Below are 23,019 nucleotides of genomic sequence, written 5' to 3' on the forward strand. Positions count from 1 at the left end.
GTGACCCAGCCCACCCTGTTCGGCGCGGGTCCCGCGCCGACGCCCCGGCTCGCCGACTCCGGCCCCCGGTACACGCCGGTGGAGCTGGCCAAGCTGCTGCGGCTGCCGGCGCCGACCCGCGAGCAGGCCGCCATCATCGCCGCCCCGGTGGAGCCGCTGCTCGTCGTCGCGGGGGCCGGTTCCGGCAAGACCGAGACGATGGCCGCCCGGGTGGTCTGGCTGGTGGCCAACTCGTACGTGCGTCCGGAGCAGGTCCTCGGGCTGACCTTCACCCGCAAGGCCGCCGGTGAGCTGGCCCACCGGGTCCGGACCCGACTCGACCAACTGATCCGCCGGGTCGGCCGGCACGGCCGCGACCCGCTCGACGACCCGCTCGCCGGTGAACCCACCGTCTCCACCTACCACTCGTACGCCGGGCGGATCGTCACCGAGCACGGTCTGCGGGCCGGCTACGAGCCGTCCACCCGGCTGTTGACCGAGGCGTCCCGCTGGCAGTTGGTCGACCTGTTGGTACGCAACTATGACGGCGACATGTCCGAGGTGGACCGGATGCCGAGCACCATCACCGACGCGGTGCTGGCGCTCGCCGGGGAGCTGGACGAGCACCTGGTCGGCCCGGACGAGCTGGCGGCCTGGACCGGTCGGTTCTTCGCCGAGGTGCAGTCGCGCCCCGGCCGGGTCTACGCCGACGTGCGCAAGGCGCTCACCCTGCAACAGACCCGGCTGCGTCTGCTGCCGCTGGTGCGCGCGTACGCCCGGCGCAAGCTGGACTTCGAGGCGATGGACTTCGCCGACCAGCTCGCCCGGGCGGCCCGGGTGGCCCGGGACCACCCGGCGGTCGGCGAGATCGAGCGGGACCGCTTCCGGGTGGTGCTGCTCGACGAGTACCAGGACACCAGCCACGCCCAGGTGGTGCTGCTCAACGCGCTGTTCGGCGGTGGGCACCCGGTGACCGCGGTGGGTGACCCGTGCCAGTCGATCTACGGTTGGCGGGGTGCCAGCGCCGGCACCCTCGACCGGTTCCCCACCGAGTTCGCGCGCTCCGACGGCGAGCCGGCGCGGGCACTGGGGTTGACCACCAGTTGGCGTAACCGCCCGGAGATCCTGCGGGTGGCGAACGCGCTCTCCACGCCGTTGCGGGCGGCCGGCGCACGGGTTCCGGAGCTCCGGTCCGCGCTGACCGTCCGGGACCCGATTCCGCACCGCAGCCCCGGCGGGGCGGCCGGGGGCACGGTGCACTGCGCGCTGCTGCACACGTACGCCGACGAGGCCGCGTGGATCGCCGACAGCGTGCTCGCCGCGTGGCGTGGCGCGGCCCGGATGCCGGGCGCGGCGCCCGAGCACATTCCGGTGGCGCAGCGCCCGACGACGGCCGTGCTGGTCCGTGTCCGCAGCCAGATCCCGGCGATCGAGTCGGCGCTGCGTGAGCGCGGCCTGCCGGTGGAGGTGGTCGGGCTGGGCGGCCTGCTGGACACCCCCGAGGTCCGGGACGTGGTGTGCACGCTGCGGGTGCTGGCCGACCCGACCGACGGGGCCGCCCTGCTGCGGTTGCTCACCGGCGCCCGGTGGCGGATCGGGCCGCGTGATCTGGTGGCGCTGCACCGACGGGCGCGGGGTATCGCGAAGGCCCGCCAACAGGTGGCCGTCGATGAGGACTCGGACATCAGCCCCGACCTGCTGGACGAGGCGACCCTGGTGGAGGCGTTGGCCGATCTCGGGCCGGCGCAGGCGTACTCGGCGGAGGGGTTCGCGCGGCTGCGGGCGTACGGCACCGAGTTGGCGCTGTTGCGCTACCGCCTGGACCAGGCGTTGCCGGATCTGATCGCGGACATCGAGCGGACCATCGGCCTGGACGTGGAGGTCGCGGTGCGTGCCGGCCGGGACGGCGCGGGCGACGCCGGCCTGGCCCGGGGTCACCTGGACGCGCTGGCCGACGTGGCGGCCCGGTTCAGCGGGGAGACGCCCGGCGCGACGCTGTCCGGTTTCCTGTCCTACCTGGCCGCGGCCGAGGACGAGGAGCGCGGCCTCGCGCCGGGCGAGGTCGAGGTCGTGGAGGGCGCGGTGCAGGTGGTCACCGCGCACGCCGCCAAGGGCCTGGAGTGGGACGTGGTGGCGGTGGCGGGCCTGTGCCGTGGCTCGTGGCCCGGTCCGGTCCGCAACTCCGACCACTGGCTGGGCGGTCTGGGCGTGCTGCCGTTCCCGCTGCGCGGGGACGCCGACGGGCTGCCCGAGCTGGCGCTCGACGAGGCGGCCGACCAGCGCGCCGTGGCCCGGGCGGTGGCCGACTTCACCGATGCCTGGCGGGCGCACGACGAGCGCGAGGAACGTCGGCTCACGTACGTCGCGGTCACCCGGCCGCGCCGGCTGCTGCTCTGCTCCGGGTACTGGTGGGGGGAGGGCACGAAGCGGCCGCGGGGTCCGTCGGTCTTCCTGACCGAGGTGTACGACGCCTGTCTGGACGGCGGCCCCGGTCACCTGGTCGACGCGTGGACGCCGGAGCCCACCCCGGACGCCACGAACCCGACGGCCGAGGTGGTGCTCCGCGCGGAGTGGCCGGCCGATCCGTTGGGTGGCCGCCGGCCGGCGTTGGCCGAGGCGGCCGGGCTGGTCCGCCGACTGATGACGGATGGTCCGGCCTCGGCGCTGCCCGGGCCGGTCGGGCCGGTGCTGTCGATCGGATCGGACGTCGAGCCTGCGGGGCAGGTCGAGGCGGTCGAGCCGGAGGCCGATCCGGAGGTGGCGCGCTGGCGGCGCGAGGCGGACCTGCTGCTCGCCGAGCGGGCCGAGCTGACCCGACTCTCCGGCGCGGTCGAGGTGGCCCTGCCCGGGCAGCTCAGCGTCACCCAGCTGGTGGCGTTGCGGCGTGACCCGGCGGCGTTGGCCCGTACGCTGCGCCGTCCGGTGCCCACCGAGCCCAATCCGTACGCCCGCCGGGGCACCGCCTTTCACGCGTGGCTGGAGCAGCGCTTCGGCGCCGACCGGTTGCTCGACGTGGACGAGTTGCCCGGTGCGGCGGACGCGGATGCCGCACCGGACGAGGCGCTGGTCGAGCTTCAGGAGCGCTTCCTGGCCAGCGAGTGGGCCGACCGGGTGCCGGTCGAGGTGGAGGTGCCGTTCGCCACGGTGATCGCGGGGGTGGTGGTCCGGGGGCGGATGGACGCGGTCTTCGCCCGGCCGGGCGACCGGTTCGACGTGGTCGACTGGAAGACCGGCGCGCGTCCCACCGGACCGGCGGCCCAGGTGGCGGCGGTCCAACTGGCCGTGTACCGGCTGGCCTGGGCCGAGCTGGCCGGTGTTCCGGTGGAGCGGGTGGGCGCGGCGTTCCACTACGTACGGGAGGGGGTGACCGTCCGTCCGACCGATCTGCTGGACGTGACCGGGCTCACCGCCATGATCGCTCACCTGCCGGTGGATTCCACCCAGGTTTGACCATCACGGGGAAATCCGTGGTACGTTGACCGGGTTGCAGTTTTGGTTACCAGAGACTCTGTGTGCGCCTGGCGGGATTGTGGCCCCAGGCGCTCTTTGTTGTGTCCGGAGTTCTCCGGGCGGGGCGACCAGAAGCGACAGGCGATTCGCGCATTCCCGCGCGGAGCGCTCCTCTTCGAGTCCGCAACACGTGCGGGCTCGACGTTCCGTCAAGGAGACGAAACACATGGCTATTGGCACCGTGAAGTGGTTCAACGCTGACAAGGGCTTCGGCTTCATCACCCCGGACGGCGGCGGCGCTGACGTCTTCGCCCACTTCTCGGCGATCCAGTCCTCCGGCTACCGGAGCCTGGACGAGAACCAGCGGGTCGAGTTCGAGGTGACCCAGGGCCAGAAGGGCCCGCAGGCGGAGAACATCCGCCCGCTCTGATCTTCGGATCGGTCAGCATTACCTGTCGCGCCCTCCGGGTGTGACGGTGACGGGACCGGCCCGCCCCGCCGCCGCCTGCCTCCGCAGGTGCCGGCCCGGCGGCGGGCCGGCCCGTACTCCAATCGGTTCGTGCTTGTGAGTCCTGGCGGCCCTGCGTCGCCGGTTGACACAGTGCCGAGTTCGGCACCCTCCCTCGACACGTGCCGCGTCGAGGAAGGCTTTTGCGTGACCACAGTTGTTCCGTCTTTTGCCCATACCGGTCTGGCCCCGGCGCTGCTGAGCGCGCTGACCGCGCAGGGCATCACCGAGCCGTTCCCGATCCAGTCGGCCACGTTGCCCGACTCGCTCGCCGGCCGGGACGTGCTCGGTCGGGGTCGCACCGGCTCCGGAAAGACGCTCGCCTTCGGGCTTCCCCTGCTCTCCCGTACCGCCGGCCGCAAGGCCCGACCGGGTCGTCCGCTGGCCCTGGTGCTGGTGCCCACCCGTGAGTTGGCCCAGCAGGTGACCACCGCGCTGGCCCCGTACGCCCGCGCCGTCGGGCTGCGCTGCGCCACCGTCGTCGGCGGACTGTCGTTGCAGCGTCAGGCGGACACGCTGCGCGCCGGCGCCGAAGTGGTGGTGGCGACGCCCGGCCGCCTGCACGACCTGATCAACCGCGGTGACGTCCGGCTCGACCAGGTGGAGATCACCGTGCTGGACGAGGCCGACCAGATGGCCGACATGGGCTTCCTGCCGCAGGTGACCAAGCTGTTGGAGCAGGTCGCCCCGCGGGGTCAGCGGATGCTCTTCTCCGCCACCCTGGACGGCGGCGTCGACCGGCTGGTCCGCCGGTTCCTCAGCAACCCGGTGACCCACTCGGTCGACCCGGGCACCGCCACGGTCACCGCGATGACCCACCACGTACTGCACGTCGACGCGCTCGACAAGCCCGACGCGCTGGCCCGGATCGCGGCCCGGGAGGGCCGCACGATCCTGTTCATGGGCACCAAGCACCGCGCCGACCGGCTCGCCCGCCAGTTGCTTTCCAAGGGGGTACGCGCCGCCGCGCTGCACGGCGGCAAGTCCCAGCCCCAGCGCACCCGCATCCTCGAGCAGTTCCGCAACGGTCAGGTGACCGCGCTGGTCGCCACCGACGTGGCGGCCCGGGGCATCCACGTGGACGGCCTCGACATGGTCGTCAACGTGGACCCGCCGACCGAGGCGAAGGACTACCTGCACCGGGGTGGTCGGACGGCCCGCGCCGGTGAGTCCGGCTCGGTGGTGACGCTGGTCCTGCCCGAGCAGCGCCGCGACGTGTCCCGGCTGATGGCCACCGCCGGCATCCGCCCGCAGTCGGTCCAGGTGCGCCCGGGTGACGAGGCGCTGGCCCGGGTCACCGGGGCCCGTGAGCCCTCCGGCGTGCCGGTCACCATCGCCGCCCCGCAGGTGGCGGCCACCCGGGGTCGGGCCGCGGGTGGCTCGGCCACGGACGGCGCACCCCGCTCCGCGCACCGCGCGTCGGGCCGGTCCCGCCGTCCGCGCCGCCCCCGTACGGTCTGATCCGCTCCGCACGGCACCGACCCGTTCCGCTCCGGCGGGGCGGGTCGGTTCGTTTCCGCCGCCGGTTGACCGTTCGGCTGAATCGGCAATCAGCCTCCATTGGGTCGGCTGGCCGACTGTGCCCTGCTCCACGGTGGTCGAAGCTGACCTGCGGGGGGAGCCGGGCGGGGGACCCGGTACGGGGAGGAGCGGCCATGGCGGGCGAAGCCGGCTCGGGGGCGCTGCGTGAACTGATTCTGGTGGTCGCGGTAGGGCTCGCCGGGTTGCTCCTCGCCATGGTCGCGGCCTTCGGCCCCTGGCATGCCACCACGGCGGGCAACGCTCCCGCCGGTCTGGTGGAGCTGCGCAGTCCTGGCGACCCGGGCTCCGGTCCGACGGTCGAGCACCGGGGCTGAGCGGCGACCGGCCCACCGTCGCCGGCGGAGGGGCAGGCGCGGTGGGGATCGGTACGAGGTGTGGTCGGGCCGGCGGGGCACCGGCCCGACCACACCGCCACCGCGCCCACGTGCGCGCCCACCTCGCGCGCCCACCGCGCGCGCCCACCGCGCGCGCCCACCGCGCGCGCCCACCGCGCGCGCCCAGCTCGTCGATCTTGCAGTTTCGGTCGTCGACTTGCCGTGATGCGTCCCCTTTGTCGCCGCAGAAAGTGCAAGATCGCGGGGCTGGGAGAGGGTTAGGAGCGGGGCTGGGAGCGGGGTTAGGAGGGGGTTAGGTCGGGGTGGTTGTTGGCCAGCAGATCCGAGAGGGTGGTGCTGTCGACCACGGTGGCGATCGCCCCGTGCACCGCCAGCCAGACGTCGGTGAGCCCGGCGGCCACCCCGTGGTAGCCGGCCCGCTCGGCCGGCAGGCCGCGCACGGTGGTCAGTGACCCACCGACCGCGCGCAGCACGTCCCCGATGGTGATCTCGGTGGCCGGTCGGGTCAGCGCGTACCCACCATCGGCGCCGCGATGACTGTGCAGCAGGCCGGCCCGGCGCAGGTCGAGCAGGATGCCCTGAAGGAAGCTGAGCGGGATGTCCTGCACCTCGGCCAGGCTGCCCGCCTTGACCAGCTCGCCGTCGCCGTCGCCACCCGGTGCGGCGGCGGCGACGGCGAGCATCGCCCGGAGCGCGTAGTCGCTGCGCGCGGAGACGTACACGTCACTGACCGGCCTGGTCCAGTACGCCCCAGCGACGGCGGATCGCCTTGTCGGCCGCGCCGAACGCCGCGTCCACGACCAGGCCGAGCACCAGGATGACGATCATCGTGGAGAGCAGCCACGGCGCGTCGGACAGTTCCCGGGAGTAGGTGAGCTGCGCGCCGAGCGAGGTCTGCGAGATGCCGACCACGATCAGCTCGCCGGCCATCAGACTCCGCCAGGAGAACGCCCAACCCTGCTTGAGTCCGGCGACGATCGCCGGCAGCGCGGCCGGCGCGATCACGTACCGGTAGAGGTTGAGCCCGCGCGCGCCCAGGTTGCGGCCGGCGCGCAGCAACAGCGGTGGCACGTAGTCCACGCCGGAGATCACGCCGTTGGCGATGGACGGCGCCGCGCCGAGCACCACCACGAAGAAGATCGCCTTCTCGCTCAGCTCGAACAGCAGGATGGCCAGCGGGAACCAGGCGATCGACGGCATGGTCTGCAACGCGGTGATCATCGAGCCGATGGCGGCGCGCAGCACCTTCGAGCGGGCCACCGCGAGGCCCAGCAGAAGGCCGACGGCGACCGAGAAGACGTACCCGACAGCGGCCCGGCGCAGCGTGGTGACCAGGCCCTCCCAGAGCTGCGGGCCCTGGGCCTGGGCGACCAACTCCCGGCCGACGACCAGCGGACCGGGCAGGGAGTACGGCGGCTTCCAGCCGGAGAGGACCACGAGCTGCCAGGCCAGGATGGCGATGGCCAGCGCGGCCAGCTTGGGCCAGGTGGCCGCCCAGAGCCGGGCGCCCCGGGAGACCTCCTTCTCCCGGCCGGCGATCTCCAGCGCGTCCAGGCCGGTGATCTCCGCGTCGGTACGCGCCGTGCTGGTGAGGGTGTCACTGGCCATGGCGGCCCACCTCCGTACGAAGTCGTTCGGTGACCTCGGCGGCGATCGCGGCGACCTCGGGAGAGTCGATCCGGCGGGGCCGGGGGATGTCCACCTTGGTGGAGTAGATGATCCTGCCGGGGCGGCTGGAGAGCAGGATGATGCGGTCGGCCAGCCGGGCGGCCTCGCGGACGTTGTGCGTGACGAACAGGACCGAGAGCCGGCGTTCGGACCAGATGCGTTCCAGCTCGTCGTGCAGGATGTCGCGGGTCATCGCGTCCAGCGCGCCGAACGGCTCGTCCATCAGCAGCACCGGCGTGTCCAGGGCCAGGGTGCGGGCCAGCGCGACCCGCTGGCGCATCCCGCCGGACAACTCGTGCGGACGCTTGCGGCCGAACTCGGACAGGTGCACCGTGCGCAGCAACTGGGCCACCCGGTCGCGGCGTTCGGCGCGGGAGAGGCCGCGCAGCTTCAGCGGCACCTCCACGTTGGCCTCGACGGTGAGCCAGGGGAACAGCGCCGGCTCCTGGAACATCAGGCCCGGGTCGGCGCCGCCGGCGATGCCGATCTCGCCGCCGCTGGGCCGGTCCAGACCTGCGACCAGGTTGAGCAGCGTGCTCTTGCCGCACCCGGAGGCACCGACGAGACAGACGAACTCGCCCGGCGCGACGTCGAGGGAGACCCCGTCCAGGGCCAGTACGGCGCTCGCCCCGCGCCCGTACACCTTGGTCACGCCGGAGAGCGCGACCGCGGCGGTCGCGCTCTGCGGCGTCGTCGTGGTCGACGTCATGGCTGCGTGACCTCGGGCTTGCCGGCCGCCTTGAGCGCCTTGTTGAGGTACGTCAGGTCGTACAGTCCCTTGAGGTCGACGGGCTCGGTGAGCTTGACCTCGACGGCGTGGTCGAGCCCGGTCTTCAGCGAGGTGGCGATCGGGTCGTTGGTGAACTCCAACGTCGGCCACGCCTGCTTGATCAGCTTGAGGTCCAGTGGCTTACCGGTGATCTTGCCGATCGCGTCGGAGATGGCCTGCTGGGCCTCGTCCGGCTTGCTGTTGACGAACTCGTTCGCGGCGACCTGGCCGTCGACCAGCTTCTGCACGACGTCCGGATGTGCCTTGAGGAACTTGGTGCTGACCAGCAGGTTGGTGATGACGAACTTCTTGTCCGGCCAGAGGTCCCGCTCGTCGACGAGCACCTTGCCGCCGGCGTTGACCAGTCGGGACACGAACGGCTCGGGTACCCAGGCGGCGTCGATCGCGCCGCTGGTGAACGTCTCGACCGTCTGCGCGTTCTCCTGCGGCACGATCTTGACGTCGCCGCCGCCCTCCTTGGTGGTGGTCAGCCCCTGCTGCTTGAGCCAGTAGCGGACGGCCACGTCCTGGGTGTTGCCGAGCTGCGGGGTGGCGACCTTCTTGCCCCTGAGGTCCTGCGGGCCGTTGATGCCGGGCTTGACGACCAGTGCCACGCCGCCGGAGGCCGCGCCCGAGACGACCCGGACCGCCTCGCCCTTGGACTTGGAGAACGCGTTGACGGTGGGGTTCGGGCCGATGTAGGTCGCATCCAGCGCGCCGGAGAAGACGGCCTCGATGGCGGCCGGGCCGGCGTTGAAGGTCTTCGGCTCCAGCTTGACGTCGGCGCCGAGCTTCTCGGCGAAGATGCCCTTCTCCACGCCGACGACGGCCGGCGCGTGGGTGATGTTGGGGAAGTAGCCGAGCCGCAGGGTCACCGGGCCGGAGCCGCCCCCCGCGCCCTCGCTGTCGTCGCCGCACGCGGCGGTGCTGGCCAGGGTCGCCGCGCCGAGGGCGGTGAGGGTGGCCAGGGTGACCAACCGGCGCAGGGGAAGACGTCTCATCGTCCATCCAATCCGCAGTATTCCTACTTAGTTGGTAGGAAGAGTGGGCCAGGCCGTGGTCAGCGTCAAGGGCGATCCATATACCGGGATGGGGCGTCTCAGTTATGTCGGCATTTCCTACTGTCTTGCTGGGTTAACTCGCGGCGTCCGGGAGGCTCGAAGGGCAACTGGTGACCGCTCGCCGTCGTCGGCCGTCCCGGCTCGCCGCGCGGGTGACGGCGGCTCCGCGGAGGTCGCCGGTGGCGGGGGTTGCGACGCGCTAGGGTCGATCCCGTGGCGGCGCGGAGATCCAGAATTCCAGCGACGAAGTATCCGGTCGAGCGGTTCACCCTCGACAACGGCCTGCGGGTGGTCCTCACCCCCGATCGCAGTGCCCCGGTGATCGGGGTGGCGGTGGTCTACGACGTCGGCATCCGCTCCGAACCCCAGGGGCGGACGGGCTTCGCCCACCTCTTCGAGCACCTGATGTTCCAGGGCTCGGAGAACCTGGAGAAGCTGGCCCACTTCCGGCACGTCCAGGGCGCCGGTGGCACCTTCAACGGCTCCACCCACCTGGACTACACCGACTACTTCGAGACGCTGCCGAGCAACGCGCTGGAACGCGCGTTGTTCCTGGAGGCGGACCGCATGCGGGCGCCCCGACTGACCGAGGAAAACCTGCGCAACCAGGTCGACGTCGTGAAGGAGGAGATCCGGGTCAACGTGCTCAGCCGGCCGTACGGTGGTTTCCCCTGGTTGACCCTGCCGCCGGTCATGTTCGACACCTTCCCGAACGCGCACGACGGCTACGGCTCCTTCGACGACCTGGAGTCGGCCACCGTCGCCGACGCCGCCGATTTCTTCCGCCACTACTACGCCAGCGGCAACGCGGTCCTGGCCATCAGCGGGGACATCGACGTGGCCGAGGCGACCGAGCTGGTCACCCGGCACTTCGGTGACGTGCCGGCCCGTCCCGCGCCACGGCGACCCGACTTCACCGAGCCCGACCTGACCGCCGAGCGGCGCAGCTCGTACACCGACGCGCTGGCGCCGTTGCCGGCGGTGGCCGGCGCGTGGCGGGTGCCCGACCCGGTCGGCGACTTCGCCGGCTACCTGCCGTACGTGGTGCTGGCCGAGGTGCTCACCGACGGCGACGCGTCCCGCCTGGTCGAACGCCTCGTGCAGCGCGACCGCACGGTGACCAGCCTGGGCGGCTACCTCGGCTTCATGGGGGACCCGTTCGACGTGCGCGACCCCACGGCGCTGCTGTTGCAGGCGCACCTGCCGCCCGGCGGCGACGTGGACAAGGTGCTGCGCACCGTCGACGAGGAGCTGGACCGGCTGGCCACCGACGGGCTGACCGACGGCGAGCTGGCCCGCACCCAGGCGCGGATGGCCACCCACCTGCTCCGCGACACCGACGCCGTGCTCGGCCGGGCGCTGCGGATGGCCGTCCTCGAGCAGCAACGCGGCGAGCCGGGCCTGCTCAACGACCTGCCCCGACTGGTCGGCGACGTCACCGAGGAGCAGGTCCGGGCCGCCGCGGCCACCCTGCGCCCCGAGCGCCGCGCGTCGGTCGAGGTCATCCCCGGAGGCGCCCGATGACCACCACGACCACGACCACCGCCACCGTCGGGCCGCGTACGCTGCCCGCGCTCGGTCCGACCCGCAAGCTGAAGGTTCCCAAGGAGGCCGAGCGCACGCTGGGCAACGGGCTCACCGTCATCGCGGTACGCCGGCCCGCGGTGCCTCTGGTCGAGCTGCGGCTCTGGGTGCCGTTCGGCCGCGCCCACCTCGCGCGCGGCGCGATGCTCTCGCAGACCATGCTCTCCGGCACCGAGTCGATGACCAGCGTGCAGCTCGCCGCCGAGCTGCAGAAGGTGGGCGGCGGTCTCTCCGCGGGCGTCGACCCGGACCGGCTGATGATCTCCGGCGCGGCGCTGGTCACCGGCCTGGACCGGATGCTGGAGCTGCTGGCCGAGGTGCTGACCGGCGCCAGCTATCCGAACGACGAGGTGGCCGCCGAACGGGACCGTCTCATCGACCGGATCCAGGTGGCGCAGAGCCAGCCGTCGCACCTGGCCCGCGAAGCGCTGCTGAAGAGGATCTACGGGCGGCACCCGTACGCCACCCAGACGCCGGAGCCGGCCCAGCTCCGTGCCGTCCGACCGGCGGCACTGCGCAGCCTGCACGCCGAGCGGGTGCACCCCGCCGGTGCGCAGTTGGTGGTGGTCGGCGACGTGCAGCCGGAGAGGGCACTGGACGCGGTGGAGCGGGCGCTCTCCGGGTGGACGGGGGCCGGGCGTACGTCCACCCTGCCGGCCACCCCGCCGCTGGAACCGGGGCCGCTGCTGCTCGTCGACCGGCCCGGTTCGGTGCAGTCCTCGCTGCGTGTCGCGCTGCCCGCCGTGCCGCGTACCGACCCCGACCACGCCCCGCTGCAACTGGCCAACCTGATCTTCGGCGGCTACTTCTCGTCCCGCTGGGTGGAGAACATCCGCGAGGACAAGGGCTACACGTACGGCCCGCACTCGGTGATCGAGCACTCGGTGGCCGGATCGGTGCTGGTCGCCGGGGCCGAGGTGGCCACCGAGGTCACCGGTCCGGCGCTGCTGGAGACCACGTACGAGCTGGGTCGGCTGGCCTCGCTGCCGCCGAAGCCGGAGGAGTTGGAGCAGGCCCGCCAGTACGCGCTGGGCACCCTCCAGCTCGGTATGTCCACGCAGGCCGGTCTGGCCGCGCTGACCAGCGCGTACGCCGGCAACGGGCTGCGCCTGGACTTCCTCGCCGAGTATGCGGCCCGGCTCGCGAAGGCGACCGTCGACGACGTCGCCCACGCCGCCGCCCGCTATCTCGCGCCCGCCAGGGCGGTGGTCGTCGTACTCGGTGATGCCGAGCGGATCACTCCGGGGCTGGCCGCTCTGACGCCCGTGCACACCGAGCCGGTGCTGCCGTGAGCGGCGAGGCCGCGCCGCCGCTGGCGCGCTCGACGCTGGATCGGGCCGCGCACCGACGGGGTGACGCGCAGTGGCTGACTGAGGCGTGGCTGCGCGGCCGGGTACTCCTGCTCGATTCGACCGACGACGGGCGGACGCTGGCGCGTACCGACGTGTCGCCCCCGACGCTGGTGCTGTTCGGTGCGGCCGACGCGCCGGCCGGCGCGGAGTCGACGGCGATGTTCCTCGGTGTCGAGCCGGACGGGGTGCCGGTGTTCGCGGTCGACGCCCCGTTGCCGGCGCTGCCCGGCACCCGGGCGGTCAACCTGCGGGAGGTGGGCCACCTGCTCGGCGACCGGGAGGCCGGCATCTTCACCACCGCGCTCGCGTTGCTGAACTGGCACACCCGGCACGGCTACTCCACGGCGACCGGTGCGCCCACGGTGATGGACGAGGCCGGCTGGTCGCGGGTGGATCGCAACGGCGGGCGGATCTGGCCGCGCACCGACCCGGCGATGATCGTGCTGGTGCACGACGGCGTCGACGGCGCCGAGGGCCGCTGCCTGCTCGGCAACAACGCCGGCTGGCCGGGCACCCCGGGCGGGCGGCGCTACTCCTGCCTGGCCGGCTACGTCGAGCCGGGGGAGTCGGCGGAGGCCGCCGTGCTGCGCGAGGTCCGCGAGGAGGTGGGCATCGCGGTCGAACGGATCGGGTACGTCGGCAGCCAGGCCTGGCCGTTCCCGGGCTCGCTGATGCTGGGCTTCCTGGCCACCGCCGACCCCGCGGACCCGGTACGGGTCGACCCGTCGGAGATCGCGTACGCCCGGTGGTTCACGCGGGAGGAGATCGGGGCCGCCTGCGCCGGGAAGGCCGTGGACGTGGGGGACGGCGCCCGGCTGATCCTGCCGCCGCCGTCGTCGATCGCGCTGTTCCTCATCCACCGCTGGCTGGACGGTTGGGTGGACGCCGGGCGCTGAGCACGGTCCCGGCCCGTGGCCGCCGTTGCCGCGACGGTCACGAGCCGGGAACACGGGCCGCCGTGGTCGGTGGGAGCGGTATGACGCGGCGGGGGAGCCGAGCCGACCACGACGGACGTCTGGTGGGTCAGGTGCCGGTGCGGCCGGGTCTGCGCCGGAACACGGGCTGCGGCTCGCTGAGCGGCAGGACCTTGACCCGTTGTCTGCCGGCCCGTACCGCGCCGACGGTGGACAGGGCCCGGGCCAGCAGCAGCGCGGCGTCCCGGTCCTCGGCGTGCACGGTCTGCCGGCGCGGCTCGGGCGTGGTCGTCTCGTCGCGGAGGCGGTGGCCGTCCGCCCAGGCGGCGGCGATGTCGCCGTCGGCGACGGTACGGATGTCGGTGCGAACGATCAGGAACCGCATAAGGGTCTCCGGATGAACCGCGACGGATGAGCCGGTGTGTGGAAGTTCCACGTTCTCGTGGGTCATGTTACGCCGCGTGTCCGTCCCAGCAAGTGAAACGCGCCTATTGGTTCCGAGCGTCGTCCGATCGGCGGATCCCTGGTCAGCGGGGCCGTCGGCGGACACGACAACGGGGCCGCCGGCACTGTGCCGACGGCCCCGCCCACGGTGGAGGATCAGTTCAGATCGAACTGGCCCGTCTTCGCCCCAGCGATGAAGCCGAGCCAGCCGGCCCGGTTGAACAGCAGCACCGGGCCACCCCGGTCCTTGCTGTCGCGCAGCGCGACCGCCGACGGGCCGGTGCCCAGCGGCGCGACCTCCACGCAGTTGGAGGTCTGGCTACGTGTGCTGGTACGCCACGGGGCGTCCGCCAGGCTGGCGGAGACGGACGGCGTGTGGTGGATGTCGTTCATGGTTCTGCTCCTGATGTGAACCGATCCGATGGGACGAGTGGTGCCGCACGCCCCGACGGAGGGGTCCCCCGTGGATCACCGGTCCGTCAGCCGCCCCGAATCACGGCGGCGTTGGGTCGGCGCCGTTGCCGGCCCGAACGCCACTGTGGATGCGGGTGCCGCCCCGGTCAGCCGTCCCGTCGCCTCGATCAGCCAGGAGAGGGTGTCCGAAGCGTCTAGTGCCGCCGTGCATAGCCACTCGAACACCACTTTATAGCGATTTAGCGTGATTGACTCGGTCGACATGACGTCGGTGAACCCCCCTTCGATGGCCAATGTCTCCGGATCGAGTGGATCGGCGAACCGATAGAGGGAGAAGGCGGTCGGCGGAAGGTACCAATCTCCTACCTGAACGTCACGGGGCAGCACGTGCAGCGTCACGTTCGGCAGCAGGGCCAACTCGCAGAGCTGGTGCAACTGTTCGTGCAGCACCTCGGGCGGTCCGGATCGGCGGCCGAGGGCGGCCTCCTCCAGCACGGCGGTGTAGGTCGGCGCGTGCGGCTCCCGCGTCAGCAGCGTCTGGCGGGCCAACCGCGCCTTCACCTCGGTCTCCAACTCGTCGGCCGGCTCCTGCTCGCCGGCCCGCTCGCTCACCCGCCGGGCCGACTGGAGCCGGACCCGCGCGTACCCCGCCGTCTGCAGCAGGCCCGGCACCAGCACCGGGTTGTACTCGGAGATCTCCGCGCAGCCCGCCTCCAACTCGGCCCAGCTGCGTTGCTGCTGCGTCATCACCGGGAAGTTCTTCAACCAGCCGCGCATGTCGCCGGCCTCACCGGCGATCCCGAGCAACTCCTCGCGCGCGGCGGCGTCGGCGCCGTACAGGTCCAGCAGGACGCTCACGTCCTGTGGGTCCGGTCTACTGCGGCCGTTCTCGAGGCGGGACAGTTTGGACGCGGACGCCCAACCGATCCGCTCGATGACCTGGTCGCCGGTGAGGCCCGCGCTCTCGCGCAGGCTGCGCAGTTCGATGCCCAACCGTCGGCGACGCATGATTGGGCTGGGTGCGGCAGGAGGCACAGTGTCCTCTTTCCCGTCGTCCGCCGCAGACGCGACGGTAACTGTATGAAATTCGCCCCCCACGGCCAGTATGGACGGCGCGACCGGTGTCGGAGGTTCCGGCGGGGGCGTGTCTTACCAAAAATGGACCACGGGTACGCCGGACGATGACGGACCCGCGGTCCCAGCCTCGTCGACCGCGCCCAGCCGGGCACGCCACCTTGCCGGAGGGACCCCATGCGCACCGTCCTGCGCCGACCCGACTTCCGCCTGCTCTTCGGCGGCCTGCTGGCCAGCATGACCGCCGAGTCGATCCTGCTGCTCGCGCTCGCCATCTGGGTCAAGGACCTGACCGGCTCCAACGGGCTCGCCGGCGGCATCATCTTCGCCGTCGTCGCGCCGATGACGATGGCGCCACTCGTCGGGTGGTTCGTCGACCGGTACCCGCGCCGACCCTTCTTCGTGACCGCGAACGTGGTCACCGCCGTACTGCTCGCGCCGCTGTTCACCGTCCGCGACGCGGGTGACGTCTGGCTGGTCTACCTGGTCGCCGGCCTGTACGGGCTGTCGTCCATCACGCTCGGCGCGGCGCTCAGCGGGTTGCTCCGGCAACTGGTGCCGGTGGACCTGCTGGCCGACGCGAACGGCGTGCTGCAGACCGTACGCCAGGGGTTGCGGCTGGTCGGCCCGCTGGTCGGCGCGGCGCTCTACGCGGCGCTCGGCGGGTGGGCGCTGGCCGGCATCGGCATGGTCGGCTTCGTGACCGCCGCGGTGGTGGTGACCGCGGTGCCGAGCCCGGCCCAGCCGTCGCCCACGGTACGGCTGCGTTGGCCCGCCGAGCTGGGCGCCGGCCTGCGACACCTGACCGGTGAGCCGGCGCTGCGCCGGGCCCTGGTCGGCTATGGGCTCGGGTCGCTGGTGATGGGCTTCAGCGAATCGTTGATCTTCGCGTACGTCGACCAGGGGTTGGACCGGGACGCCGCGTTCGTGGGCGTGCTGGTGATGGTGCAGGGCGTCGGCGGGTTGTGCGGCGGGCTCTGCTCACCGGCCCTGGTCCGGCGACTCGGCGAGGTCGGCACGCTCGCCGCCGGCGTGGCGTTCTTCTCCCCGGCCGCTCTCGCTCTCGCGTACCCCGAACTGCCACTCGGGTTCGGGGCGGTGCTGCTGGCCGGCGTCTCGCTGCCGCTGACGATGGTGGGTCTGCACACCCTGATCCAGCGGCGTACCCCGACCGCCCTCGTCGGACGGGTGGCCGCCGCCACTCAGGCGTTGGTCAGCGGGCCGCAGGCAATCTCCATCGGTGCGGGCGCGCTGCTGGTCGGCGTCCTGGACTACCGGGCCCTGTTCGTCCTGGTCGGGGTGGCCACCCTGGCCGCCGGCGGCTACCTGTGGCGCGGTCGGCACCTCAGCGCCCCGTCCGGCGGCGCGACACCTCCACCCCCGGCCCTGCCGGGGCCACGCCACCCGCTCGACGCCGGTATCGACGGTTCGGTGACCGCGGTCGCCCGCCGGCCGTTCCGGCGTTGACGGATGTCGGACACGACGAACGGCCGCCCCGCTGGGCGGCCGTTCGTCGAGGTGCGCCGGCCGGTCAGTCAGGCGCCCAGCGTCGCCAGGTGCTGCTTGACCTGCGTGATCGACGGGTTGGTCAGGGCGCTGCCGTCGTCGAAACGCAGCGTCGGCACCGTCTGGTTGCCGCCGTTGACGCTCATCACGAACTCCGCGGCCTTCGGGTCCTGCTCGATGTCGACCACCTCATACCCGATGCCTTCCCGGTCGAGCTGCGACTTCAGCCGGTGGCAGTAGCCGCACCAGGGAGTGGAATACATCGTCAGCATGATCGGATCCTCCAACTGCTCCGGCCGCCGGCTTGCCGATCAAGCCGAGGCTGTCCGCTACAACGCCCGGGGGAGCTGAGATGATTCCTGGTTGTGGGGGTTCACTCAGCGTCGGAAGGCGTACTCGCCGGGCTGGACCCGGAGCAGCGCTCCGCGGTGACCGCACCGGCCGGCCCGGTCTGCATCCTCGCCGGGGCGGGCACCGGCAAGACCCGCGCGATCACCTCCCGGATCGCCCATCGGGCGCTCTCCGGTGAGATCTCCCCTCGGCACGTGCTCGCCGTCACCTTCACCGCGCGCGCCGCGGCCGAGATGCGGCACCGTCTCACGCTGCTCGGGGCGCAGGGCGTCCAGGCACGGACGTTCCATGCTGCCGCGCTGCGTCAGGTGCGCTACTTCGCGCCCCGCCTGCTGGCCGGCCGCGCCATGCCCGAGCTGCTGGACAGCAAGGTGCGGCTGGTCACCCTCGCCGCCGCCCGGGTCGGTCTGCGGGCCGACCGGGCCGCCGCGCGGGACCTGGCCGGCGAGATCGAGTGGGCCAAGTCGTCGCTCGTCGAGCCGGGGGACTACGTGGTGGCGGCGGCCCGCGCGCTGCGTGACACACCCCACGAGCCGGCGAAGGTCGCCGAGGTGTTCACCGCGTACGAGCAGCTCAAGCGCTCCAACGGGGTGATCGACTTCGAGGACATGCTGCGGGCCGCGGTGTGGGGCATCGAGGAGCACCCGGACGTCGCCGAGCAGGTCCGGGGCCAGTACCGGCACTTCGTGGTCGACGAGTACCAGGACGTCAACCCGCTCCAGCAGCGGCTGCTGGACGCCTGGCTGGGCGGTCGTACCGACCTGACCGTGGTCGGTGACGCGAGCCAGACCATCTACTCGTTCACCGGGGCGACCTCGGCGTACCTGGTCGACTTCCCGCGCCGGCACCGCAACGCCACCGTCGTACGACTGGTCCGGGACTACCGCTCCACGCCACAGGTCGTCGGGCTCGCCAACGCGGTGATCTCCCAGGCGCGCGGCACCGAGGCCCGGCTGCGCCTGGAGTTGACCGGGCAGCGGCCCCCGGGCCCGGAACCCGACCTGCGGATCTTCACCGACGAGCCCGCCGAGGCGAACGCGGTGGCCGCGCGCTGCCGGTCGCTGATCGACGCCGGTACTCCGGCGAAGGAGATCGCCGTCCTGTTCCGGACCAACGCCCAGTCCGAGGCGTACGAGAAGGCGCTGACCGAGGCCGCCGTGCCGTACGTGGTGCAGGGCGCCGAGCGCTTCTTCGAGCGCGCCGAGGTCCGGCAGGCCATGGTCGCCCTGCGCTCGGCCACCCGGTCGATCCCCGGGGAGACGCCGCTGCCGGCCGCCGTCGTCGAGGCGCTCGCCGCCGTCGGCTGGGCGCCGGACGCGCCACCGGCCGGCGGGGCCGCCCGCGAGCGCTGGGAGGCCCTGGCCGCGCTGGTCCAGCTCGCCGAGGAGTACGCGGCCACGCCCGAGCTGGTGCCGATCGGCGAGGCCGCGTCGGTGGAGCGCCCGGTCACCCTCACCGACTTCACCGAGGAGTTGGCCCGTCGGGCCGCGCAGCAGCACGTGCCGACGGTGGACGGGGTCACGTTGGCGTCCCTGCACTCGGCCAAGGGGCTGGAGTGGGACGCCGTCTTCCTGGTCGGCCTCGCCGAGGGGACCCTGCCCACCACGTACGCCAAGACCGTCGAGCAGGTCGAGGAGGAGCGTCGGCTGCTGTACGTCGGGATCACCCGGGCCCGGCAGTGGCTCTGGCTGTCGTACGCCGCCGCGCGCTCGCCCGGCGGTCGGGCCCGGCGGCCGTCGCGGTTCCTGCCCCAGCTGGACCGCTCCGGCGGCACCGAGCGGGCCGGCGTCTCCCCGGGTGGACCCCGGCGACCCGAGCGGCGTCGGACGCAGATCGTGTCCTGCCGGATCTGCGGCGCCACCCTGCTCGCCGGCCCGGACCGCAAGCTAGGCCGTTGCCCCACCTGCCCGTCCGACATCGACGACGAGCTGCACGAACGGCTCCGCGAGTGGCGACAGCGGGTGGCCGGCGCGCAGAGGGTCCCGGCGTACGTGGTGTTCACCGACGCCACGTTGACCGCGTTGGCCGAGCGGCGGCCCGGCCGGTCGGAGGAGTTGATCGCGATCGCCGGCATCGGCCCTCGCAAACTGGGCCTCTACGGCGAGTCGGTACTGGCGCTCGTGGCGGGCGCGGGGGTGGACGACGTCTGCCCGGAGAAAACTTTCGAAATCTCGTCGTAAATTCGTTTGCCCTCGCGCCCAGGCGAGGAATAGCCTCAGGACACACCACGCGAGCGGCGCCATTCCGGCTGCTCACGGGGGTTGGTCCAGTCGATCCGAGGAACGTGAGGGAGGTGGCCACCGTGAAGATCTTCACCTATGAGCGTCTGACGGCGATGCCGTCTGCCCTCGCTCCGCTGTCGGCTGTCCGGGTGGCCCTCGTGGCCCCACGACCGTCGGTTCCGCAGGTGCACCAGGTTCAGGCCGAGCTGAACCTGACCGTTGCGCCGAATGCCGGAGTCGAGGGGACCAGTGGCTTCACGGGCATGGATATCGATGGCGCCAAGAAGCGCACGGATGTCCGCGGCGTTCCACCTCGAGGTAGACCGGTCTGAATCTCAGACACCGGCTCACCTCGAGGCCGCGGAACCCGCTACCGGGATCCGCGGCCTCAGTTTTTTGCCCGCCGTAAGTACGTCGGAATGCGATCCACGAGATCGAAGTGAGAGAGAGGTGACCGGGAGATGAGTCTGGCGTTGGCCCCCCTCGACGTGAGCATCGAGTTGGAGGCGAACCTGCCCTGCCGGAAGTTCGACCCCGACCTGTGGTTCTCCGACTCGCCTGCCGAGCTCGAGCTGGCCAAGTCGCTCTGCGGGGACTGCCCGCTGCGCGTCGAGTGCCTGGCTGGTGCGGTGGAGCGAGCGGAGCCGTGGGGTGTCTGGGGCGGCGAGATCTTCGAGCGTGGCGCGGTCGTCCCGCGCAAGCGGCCCCGTGGTCGCCCGCGCAAGGAGGACGTCGCTCGTGACGCCGCGCTCCGGGTCGAGGCCGAGGCGCGCCTGGCGGCCAGTGGGCTGTCCGAGGTGCGAAACGCGGTCCGGCTGGCAGCCTGACATGTTCCCGACCCGTTCCAACGACGCCGGTGTCACACCGGCAGTGAGTGAGAAGACGATGTTGAACATTCCGAGTGGTGCCTACGAGATGCAACTACTCCACGAAGCGTTGACGAGGGCTCGAATGCGCCGGCCTCAGGCCGGTCGTACCACCACGAGCACTGAGGCAACCCGTTCCGCCCGTACCGTCGCCATGAACAGCCGCCTCCAGTCGGCGCGCGACCTGGGCGTTCTCTAGTACCACCGCACAGTGAAGGGCGGGTGCCGACCGGCACCCGCCCTTCGGCACGTCCTCAGGCGACCGGCGCGAAGCCGGGCAGCCAGCGTTCCAGGATGCTCCGGTACGGGGCCTTCGCCTCAAGTTGGCAGAGCACCCCGATCGACCCGAGCGTCACCCGGTGGATGAGCAGGTACGACGGCGGCAGGTTGAGCTTCCGGCTCAACTGGTACGTGGGGGACCGGGGGCTGGCCAGCCGGGCCGCCTCGGCGCGTAGCCACGCCCGGGTGAAGCGGAACCCGTCGGCGGCGATGGGCTCGAGCATCGGACGGAGGAAGTCGAGGACCCCCTCGGCGTCGATCTCGTCGGTCGCGCCGATGAACCCCTCGTCCCGCAGCCCTGCCACCACGCCGTCCGCGTCCCCGCGCAACGCCCGCCCGGCGATGAGGCCGATCGGCTCCGGGGTGCCCTCCGGCATCCGGGCCACCGCACCGAAGTCGATCACGCCGAGCCGGCCGTCGGGCAGGAGCCGGAAGTTGCCGGGGTGCGGGTCGGCGTGCAGCAGACCCGCCCGCTGGGGCGCGGACAGGTGCAGCGTGGCCATCAGCCGACCGGCCTCGTCCCGCTGCTCCTCGCTGCCGTCGCGGATGATGTCGGCCAGCGGTGTGCCCGTCACCCACTCGGTGACCAGCACCCGGGGCGACGCGGAGACGACCTCCGGGATGTAGATCTCGTCGTCGTCGGCGTACGCGGCGGCGAAGGTGCGCTGCGACTCGGCCTCCAGCTCGTAGTCCAGCTCCTCGGTGATCCGCTCACGCAGCTCGACCAGGAGCGGCTTGACGTCGAGGCCCGGTTGGATGGCCCGGAACATCCCGCCGAGGCGGGAGAGCTGCTTGAGGTCGGCCAGAAGCGCGTCACCGGCCCCCGGGTACTGGATCTTGACCGCCACGTCGCGGCTGTTCGGCTCGCCGGACGGGCCGTACCCCGGCTCCCGCCACCGGGCCCGGTGCACCTGCCCGATGCTCGCCGCGGCGGCCGGGGTGTCGTTGAACTCGACGAACCGGTCGCGCCAGTCCGGCCCGAGCTGCTCGGCCAGCACCTTGTGCACGCTGGCCGCCGGCAGCGGCGGCGCGGCCTCCTGGAGCTTGGTCAGCGCCTGCCGGTAGGGCGCGGCGATCTCCTCCGGCAGCGCCGCCTCGAAGACCGACAACGCCTGGCCGAACTTCATCGCCCCGCCCTTGAGCTGCCCCAACACGCTGAACAACTGCTCGGCGGTGCGCTGCTGGATCTCCGCCGAGATGACGTCGGAGGCGAGCCCGGTGACACGCTTACCCATGCCGAGGACGGTCCGACCGGCGAAGCCGAGCGGCAGAGCGGCGAGCTTGGCGGTCCGGGACACGGCCCGGCGCGGGATGTCGGTCACTTCGCCATTGTTACCGACCGGAGGGCCCCGCTGCTGCCGTGCGGCCGGGCTGGTGCGTACACCCGGCTCCGCGAACACGCGCACGCCGGGTGCGGCGGCCAACACCGGCGACGGAACCGACCCGCGCCGGAGATCTCCATCGCGCCCCCCAACGTCTCGGGTTGGCCCCCGTCGAGGTGCGCCAGGGACTCCGTCACCGCGTACCCGATCGCCGCGAACAAGGTGCCGGTCGCGCCGGCGGTCACCGGCCGCGCCGCCGCCAGTTGGGCGGCGAGCCCCGGCCAGGCCGGGTCCCGGTCGGCGCGATGCAGCTCGACGCAGCGTAGGCACGGGCCGGCGGGTGGGCGGACCAGCGGCCCGATCACCGGTACGCCCTCGCGGACGGTCACCATCAGGTGCGGTTGCCGGCGCTGGGCGAGACCGGCGGCGAGCAGCGCGGGTGGCCGGTCCGCGCCGAACTGGATCACCAGATCCAGGCGGGTGGCCCGCGCCGGGTGGGTGTTGGTGCCGGGCGCGACCCGGTCGACCGCCGCCCGGACCGCCGGAGCCAGCGGCCGGCCCAACTCGGTGGCGGGGATGCCGGTACCGATCAGGTCGATCGCTCGTACCGGGCCGTCGAGGTGCGGAATCACCTGGCCGACGCCGGCCTGGGCGAGCGCCAGCGCCAGCGGCCCGCCGAGGGCCCCGCCGCCGGTGAGCAGCACCCGGGCCGCCCGCCGCCGGCGCAGGACCTGCGCCGGGGTGCCGGGTAACCGGGCCGCCACCAGGGCCAACGCTCCGGCCTCGGCGGCGAGCCGGGCCCGGACCGGCCCGGCCAGGTCGCGGGGGAGCAGGGTGTGCGCCGGCACCAACAGGCCCGCCGCGCGCAGCGCGTCCAGCAGCGTACGCGCGTCGTCGGCTGCGACCTGGGCGGCGCCGGCCGCAGCCAGTACGTCCCGCTCGCTGCGGGTGCCGTCGAGCAGGTCGAGCAGGTGAGCGGTGCGCGGGTTGGTCAGCTCCACCAGCACGGCGGGCCCGGGGCCAAGGCCGATCTGGAGGGTGTGCCGATCCCGCCAGATCCGGCTGAGACCGGGGAGCAGCGTGGGGCGGGGCAGCGGCGTACGGCTCATGGTGACGAATCGTGACCGCTTCCCTGCGCTGGGTCGATCGTTGTCCACAGGCGGCCGAAGCCGTATCCAGCCTTGTCCACAGGATCTGCCGGGTTATCCACAGGCCACTACGCGTGCTGTCGGCCACCCGACAGACGTGGCCTGCGGCCTCCGGCTGCCTCCTACGTCCGGGACGGCAACGGGGGGGGGGGGGGGGGGGGGGGGGGGGGGGGGGGGGGGGGGGGGGGGGGGGGGGGGGGGGGGGGGGGGGGGGGGGGGGGGGGGGGGTGG

General features: G+C 72.7%; 21 protein-coding genes. 11 read left to right on the forward strand and 10 right to left on the reverse strand.

Translation table 11 applies throughout. The features are described from left to right. From AC3EN4_RS26275 to AC3EN4_RS26290, 4 genes are all read left to right on the forward strand, one after another. The gene (locus AC3EN4_RS26275; protein WP_435208618.1) at positions 1–3,429 is read left to right on the forward strand and encodes an ATP-dependent helicase; all 3,429 of its coding nucleotides are present in this window, start codon (positions 1–3) and stop codon (positions 3,427–3,429) included. A 226-nt stretch (positions 3,430–3,655) separates the two neighbouring features. Further along, on the forward strand, positions 3,656–3,859 hold the full coding sequence (gene cspE / locus AC3EN4_RS26280; RefSeq protein ID WP_007464836.1) for a transcription antiterminator/RNA stability regulator CspE: 204 nt from the start codon (positions 3,656–3,658) through the stop codon (positions 3,857–3,859). A 225-nt stretch (positions 3,860–4,084) separates the two neighbouring features. Then, a complete protein-coding gene (locus AC3EN4_RS26285) occupies positions 4,085–5,398 on the forward strand; it encodes a DEAD/DEAH box helicase (RefSeq protein WP_435208620.1) in 1,314 nt (437 codons plus the stop codon). A 194-nt stretch (positions 5,399–5,592) separates the two neighbouring features. Further along, on the forward strand, positions 5,593–5,793 hold the full coding sequence (locus AC3EN4_RS26290; protein ID WP_422736793.1) for a hypothetical protein: 201 nt from the start codon (positions 5,593–5,595) through the stop codon (positions 5,791–5,793). A gap of 302 nt (positions 5,794–6,095) precedes the next feature. On the opposite strand, the gene AC3EN4_RS26295 is transcribed toward AC3EN4_RS26290, so the two are convergent. From AC3EN4_RS26295 to AC3EN4_RS26310, 4 genes are read right to left on the reverse strand one after another with little or no spacing between them, the layout of a single operon-like run. Continuing rightward, a complete protein-coding gene (locus AC3EN4_RS26295; RefSeq protein WP_435208621.1) occupies positions 6,096–6,536 on the reverse strand; it encodes an RrF2 family transcriptional regulator in 441 nt (146 codons plus the stop codon). A 1-nt stretch (position 6,537) separates the two neighbouring features. After that, the gene (locus tag AC3EN4_RS26300) at positions 6,538–7,422 is read right to left on the reverse strand and encodes an ABC transporter permease (protein ID WP_435208623.1); all 885 of its coding nucleotides are present in this window, start codon (positions 7,420–7,422) and stop codon (positions 6,538–6,540) included. After that, complete coding sequence (locus AC3EN4_RS26305) at positions 7,412–8,191, reverse strand: ABC transporter ATP-binding protein (RefSeq protein WP_435208624.1); 780 nt, start codon at positions 8,189–8,191, stop codon at positions 7,412–7,414. Before AC3EN4_RS26305 ends, AC3EN4_RS26300 begins: the two co-directional genes overlap by 11 nt. Continuing rightward, a complete protein-coding gene (locus AC3EN4_RS26310) occupies positions 8,188–9,252 on the reverse strand; it encodes an ABC transporter substrate-binding protein (protein ID WP_435208626.1) in 1,065 nt (354 codons plus the stop codon). Before AC3EN4_RS26310 ends, AC3EN4_RS26305 begins: the two co-directional genes overlap by 4 nt. Before the next feature lie 273 nt (positions 9,253–9,525). Between AC3EN4_RS26310 and AC3EN4_RS26315 the strand changes: the two genes are divergently transcribed. From AC3EN4_RS26315 to nudC, 3 genes are read left to right on the forward strand one after another with little or no spacing between them, the layout of a single operon-like run. Next, positions 9,526–10,836 (forward strand): M16 family metallopeptidase, encoded by a 1,311-nt coding sequence (locus tag AC3EN4_RS26315; protein ID WP_435208628.1) that lies wholly within the window; start codon positions 9,526–9,528, stop codon positions 10,834–10,836. Next, a complete protein-coding gene (locus tag AC3EN4_RS26320) occupies positions 10,833–12,188 on the forward strand; it encodes a M16 family metallopeptidase (RefSeq protein ID WP_435208629.1) in 1,356 nt (451 codons plus the stop codon). The genes AC3EN4_RS26315 and AC3EN4_RS26320 overlap by 4 nt, the downstream gene beginning before the upstream one ends. Next, a complete protein-coding gene (nudC, locus tag AC3EN4_RS26325) occupies positions 12,185–13,144 on the forward strand; it encodes an NAD(+) diphosphatase (RefSeq protein WP_422736786.1) in 960 nt (319 codons plus the stop codon). Before AC3EN4_RS26320 ends, nudC begins: the two co-directional genes overlap by 4 nt. A gap of 127 nt (positions 13,145–13,271) precedes the next feature. Here nudC and AC3EN4_RS26330 read toward each other — a convergent pair whose 3' ends face one another. From AC3EN4_RS26330 to AC3EN4_RS26340, 3 genes are all read right to left on the reverse strand, one after another. Beyond that, a complete protein-coding gene (locus tag AC3EN4_RS26330) occupies positions 13,272–13,547 on the reverse strand; it encodes a hypothetical protein (protein WP_435208630.1) in 276 nt (91 codons plus the stop codon). Positions 13,548–13,762: 215 nt separating this feature from the next. Beyond that, positions 13,763–13,999: a DUF397 domain-containing protein gene (locus tag AC3EN4_RS26335; RefSeq protein WP_422736785.1), complete on the reverse strand. Its 237-nt coding sequence runs from the start codon at positions 13,997–13,999 to the stop codon at positions 13,763–13,765. A gap of 75 nt (positions 14,000–14,074) precedes the next feature. After that, the gene (locus tag AC3EN4_RS26340; protein ID WP_422736784.1) at positions 14,075–15,055 is read right to left on the reverse strand and encodes a helix-turn-helix domain-containing protein; all 981 of its coding nucleotides are present in this window, start codon (positions 15,053–15,055) and stop codon (positions 14,075–14,077) included. Between the two features lie 216 nt (positions 15,056–15,271). On the opposite strand from AC3EN4_RS26340, the gene AC3EN4_RS26345 reads away from it, so the two are divergent. Beyond that, positions 15,272–16,561: an MFS transporter gene (locus tag AC3EN4_RS26345; protein WP_435208631.1), complete on the forward strand. Its 1,290-nt coding sequence runs from the start codon at positions 15,272–15,274 to the stop codon at positions 16,559–16,561. A 68-nt stretch (positions 16,562–16,629) separates the two neighbouring features. On the opposite strand, the gene AC3EN4_RS26350 is transcribed toward AC3EN4_RS26345, so the two are convergent. Further along, positions 16,630–16,872: a mycoredoxin gene (locus AC3EN4_RS26350; RefSeq protein ID WP_435208633.1), complete on the reverse strand. Its 243-nt coding sequence runs from the start codon at positions 16,870–16,872 to the stop codon at positions 16,630–16,632. Positions 16,873–16,965: 93 nt separating this feature from the next. Here AC3EN4_RS26350 and AC3EN4_RS26355 point away from each other — a divergent pair, with 93 nt between their 5' ends. The 3 genes from AC3EN4_RS26355 (at position 16,966) to AC3EN4_RS26365 (ending at position 20,000) form a co-directional block, all read left to right on the forward strand. Continuing rightward, positions 16,966–19,131: an ATP-dependent DNA helicase UvrD2 gene (locus AC3EN4_RS26355; protein WP_435208635.1), complete on the forward strand. Its 2,166-nt coding sequence runs from the start codon at positions 16,966–16,968 to the stop codon at positions 19,129–19,131. A 122-nt stretch (positions 19,132–19,253) separates the two neighbouring features. Then, positions 19,254–19,505: a hypothetical protein gene (locus AC3EN4_RS26360; protein WP_435208637.1), complete on the forward strand. Its 252-nt coding sequence runs from the start codon at positions 19,254–19,256 to the stop codon at positions 19,503–19,505. A gap of 129 nt (positions 19,506–19,634) precedes the next feature. Beyond that, positions 19,635–20,000 carry a WhiB family transcriptional regulator gene (locus AC3EN4_RS26365; RefSeq protein ID WP_435208639.1) on the forward strand — a complete coding sequence of 122 codons (366 nt, stop codon included), beginning with the start codon at positions 19,635–19,637 and terminating at the stop codon, positions 19,998–20,000. Positions 20,001–20,293: 293 nt separating this feature from the next. On the opposite strand, the gene AC3EN4_RS26370 is transcribed toward AC3EN4_RS26365, so the two are convergent. Together AC3EN4_RS26370 and AC3EN4_RS26375 are read right to left on the reverse strand one after the other, a co-directional pair. Further along, a complete protein-coding gene (locus tag AC3EN4_RS26370) occupies positions 20,294–21,640 on the reverse strand; it encodes an ABC1 kinase family protein (RefSeq protein ID WP_435208640.1) in 1,347 nt (448 codons plus the stop codon). Beyond that, on the reverse strand, positions 21,637–22,749 hold the full coding sequence (locus tag AC3EN4_RS26375) for a hypothetical protein (RefSeq protein WP_435208642.1): 1,113 nt from the start codon (positions 22,747–22,749) through the stop codon (positions 21,637–21,639). The genes AC3EN4_RS26370 and AC3EN4_RS26375 overlap by 4 nt, the downstream gene beginning before the upstream one ends. Positions 22,750–23,019 lie beyond the last annotated feature (270 nt).

This window comes from Micromonospora sp. bgisy143, assembly GCF_057708145.1.

Excerpts from the sequence above, each read along its gene's own strand:
- cspE (WP_007464836.1), top strand. The coding sequence starts at position 3,656 with ATGGCTATTGGCACCGTGAAGTGGTTCAACGCTGACAAGGGCTTCGGC.
- AC3EN4_RS26290 (WP_422736793.1), top strand. The coding sequence starts at position 5,593 with ATGGCGGGCGAAGCCGGCTCGGGGGCGCTGCGTGAACTGATTCTGGTG.
- AC3EN4_RS26300 (WP_435208623.1), bottom strand. The coding sequence starts at position 7,422 with ATGGCCAGTGACACCCTCACCAGCACGGCGCGTACCGACGCGGAGATC.
- AC3EN4_RS26305 (WP_435208624.1), bottom strand. The coding sequence starts at position 8,191 with ATGACGTCGACCACGACGACGCCGCAGAGCGCGACCGCCGCGGTCGCG.
- AC3EN4_RS26310 (WP_435208626.1), bottom strand. The coding sequence starts at position 9,252 with ATGAGACGTCTTCCCCTGCGCCGGTTGGTCACCCTGGCCACCCTCACC.
- AC3EN4_RS26320 (WP_435208629.1), top strand. The coding sequence starts at position 10,833 with ATGACCACCACGACCACGACCACCGCCACCGTCGGGCCGCGTACGCTG.
- AC3EN4_RS26330 (WP_435208630.1), bottom strand. The coding sequence starts at position 13,547 with ATGCGGTTCCTGATCGTTCGCACCGACATCCGTACCGTCGCCGACGGC.
- AC3EN4_RS26335 (WP_422736785.1), bottom strand. The coding sequence starts at position 13,999 with ATGAACGACATCCACCACACGCCGTCCGTCTCCGCCAGCCTGGCGGAC.
- AC3EN4_RS26345 (WP_435208631.1), top strand. The coding sequence starts at position 15,272 with ATGCGCACCGTCCTGCGCCGACCCGACTTCCGCCTGCTCTTCGGCGGC.
- AC3EN4_RS26350 (WP_435208633.1), bottom strand. The coding sequence starts at position 16,872 with ATGCTGACGATGTATTCCACTCCCTGGTGCGGCTACTGCCACCGGCTG.
- AC3EN4_RS26365 (WP_435208639.1), top strand. The coding sequence starts at position 19,635 with ATGAGTCTGGCGTTGGCCCCCCTCGACGTGAGCATCGAGTTGGAGGCG.
- AC3EN4_RS26375 (WP_435208642.1), bottom strand. The coding sequence starts at position 22,749 with ATGAGCCGTACGCCGCTGCCCCGCCCCACGCTGCTCCCCGGTCTCAGC.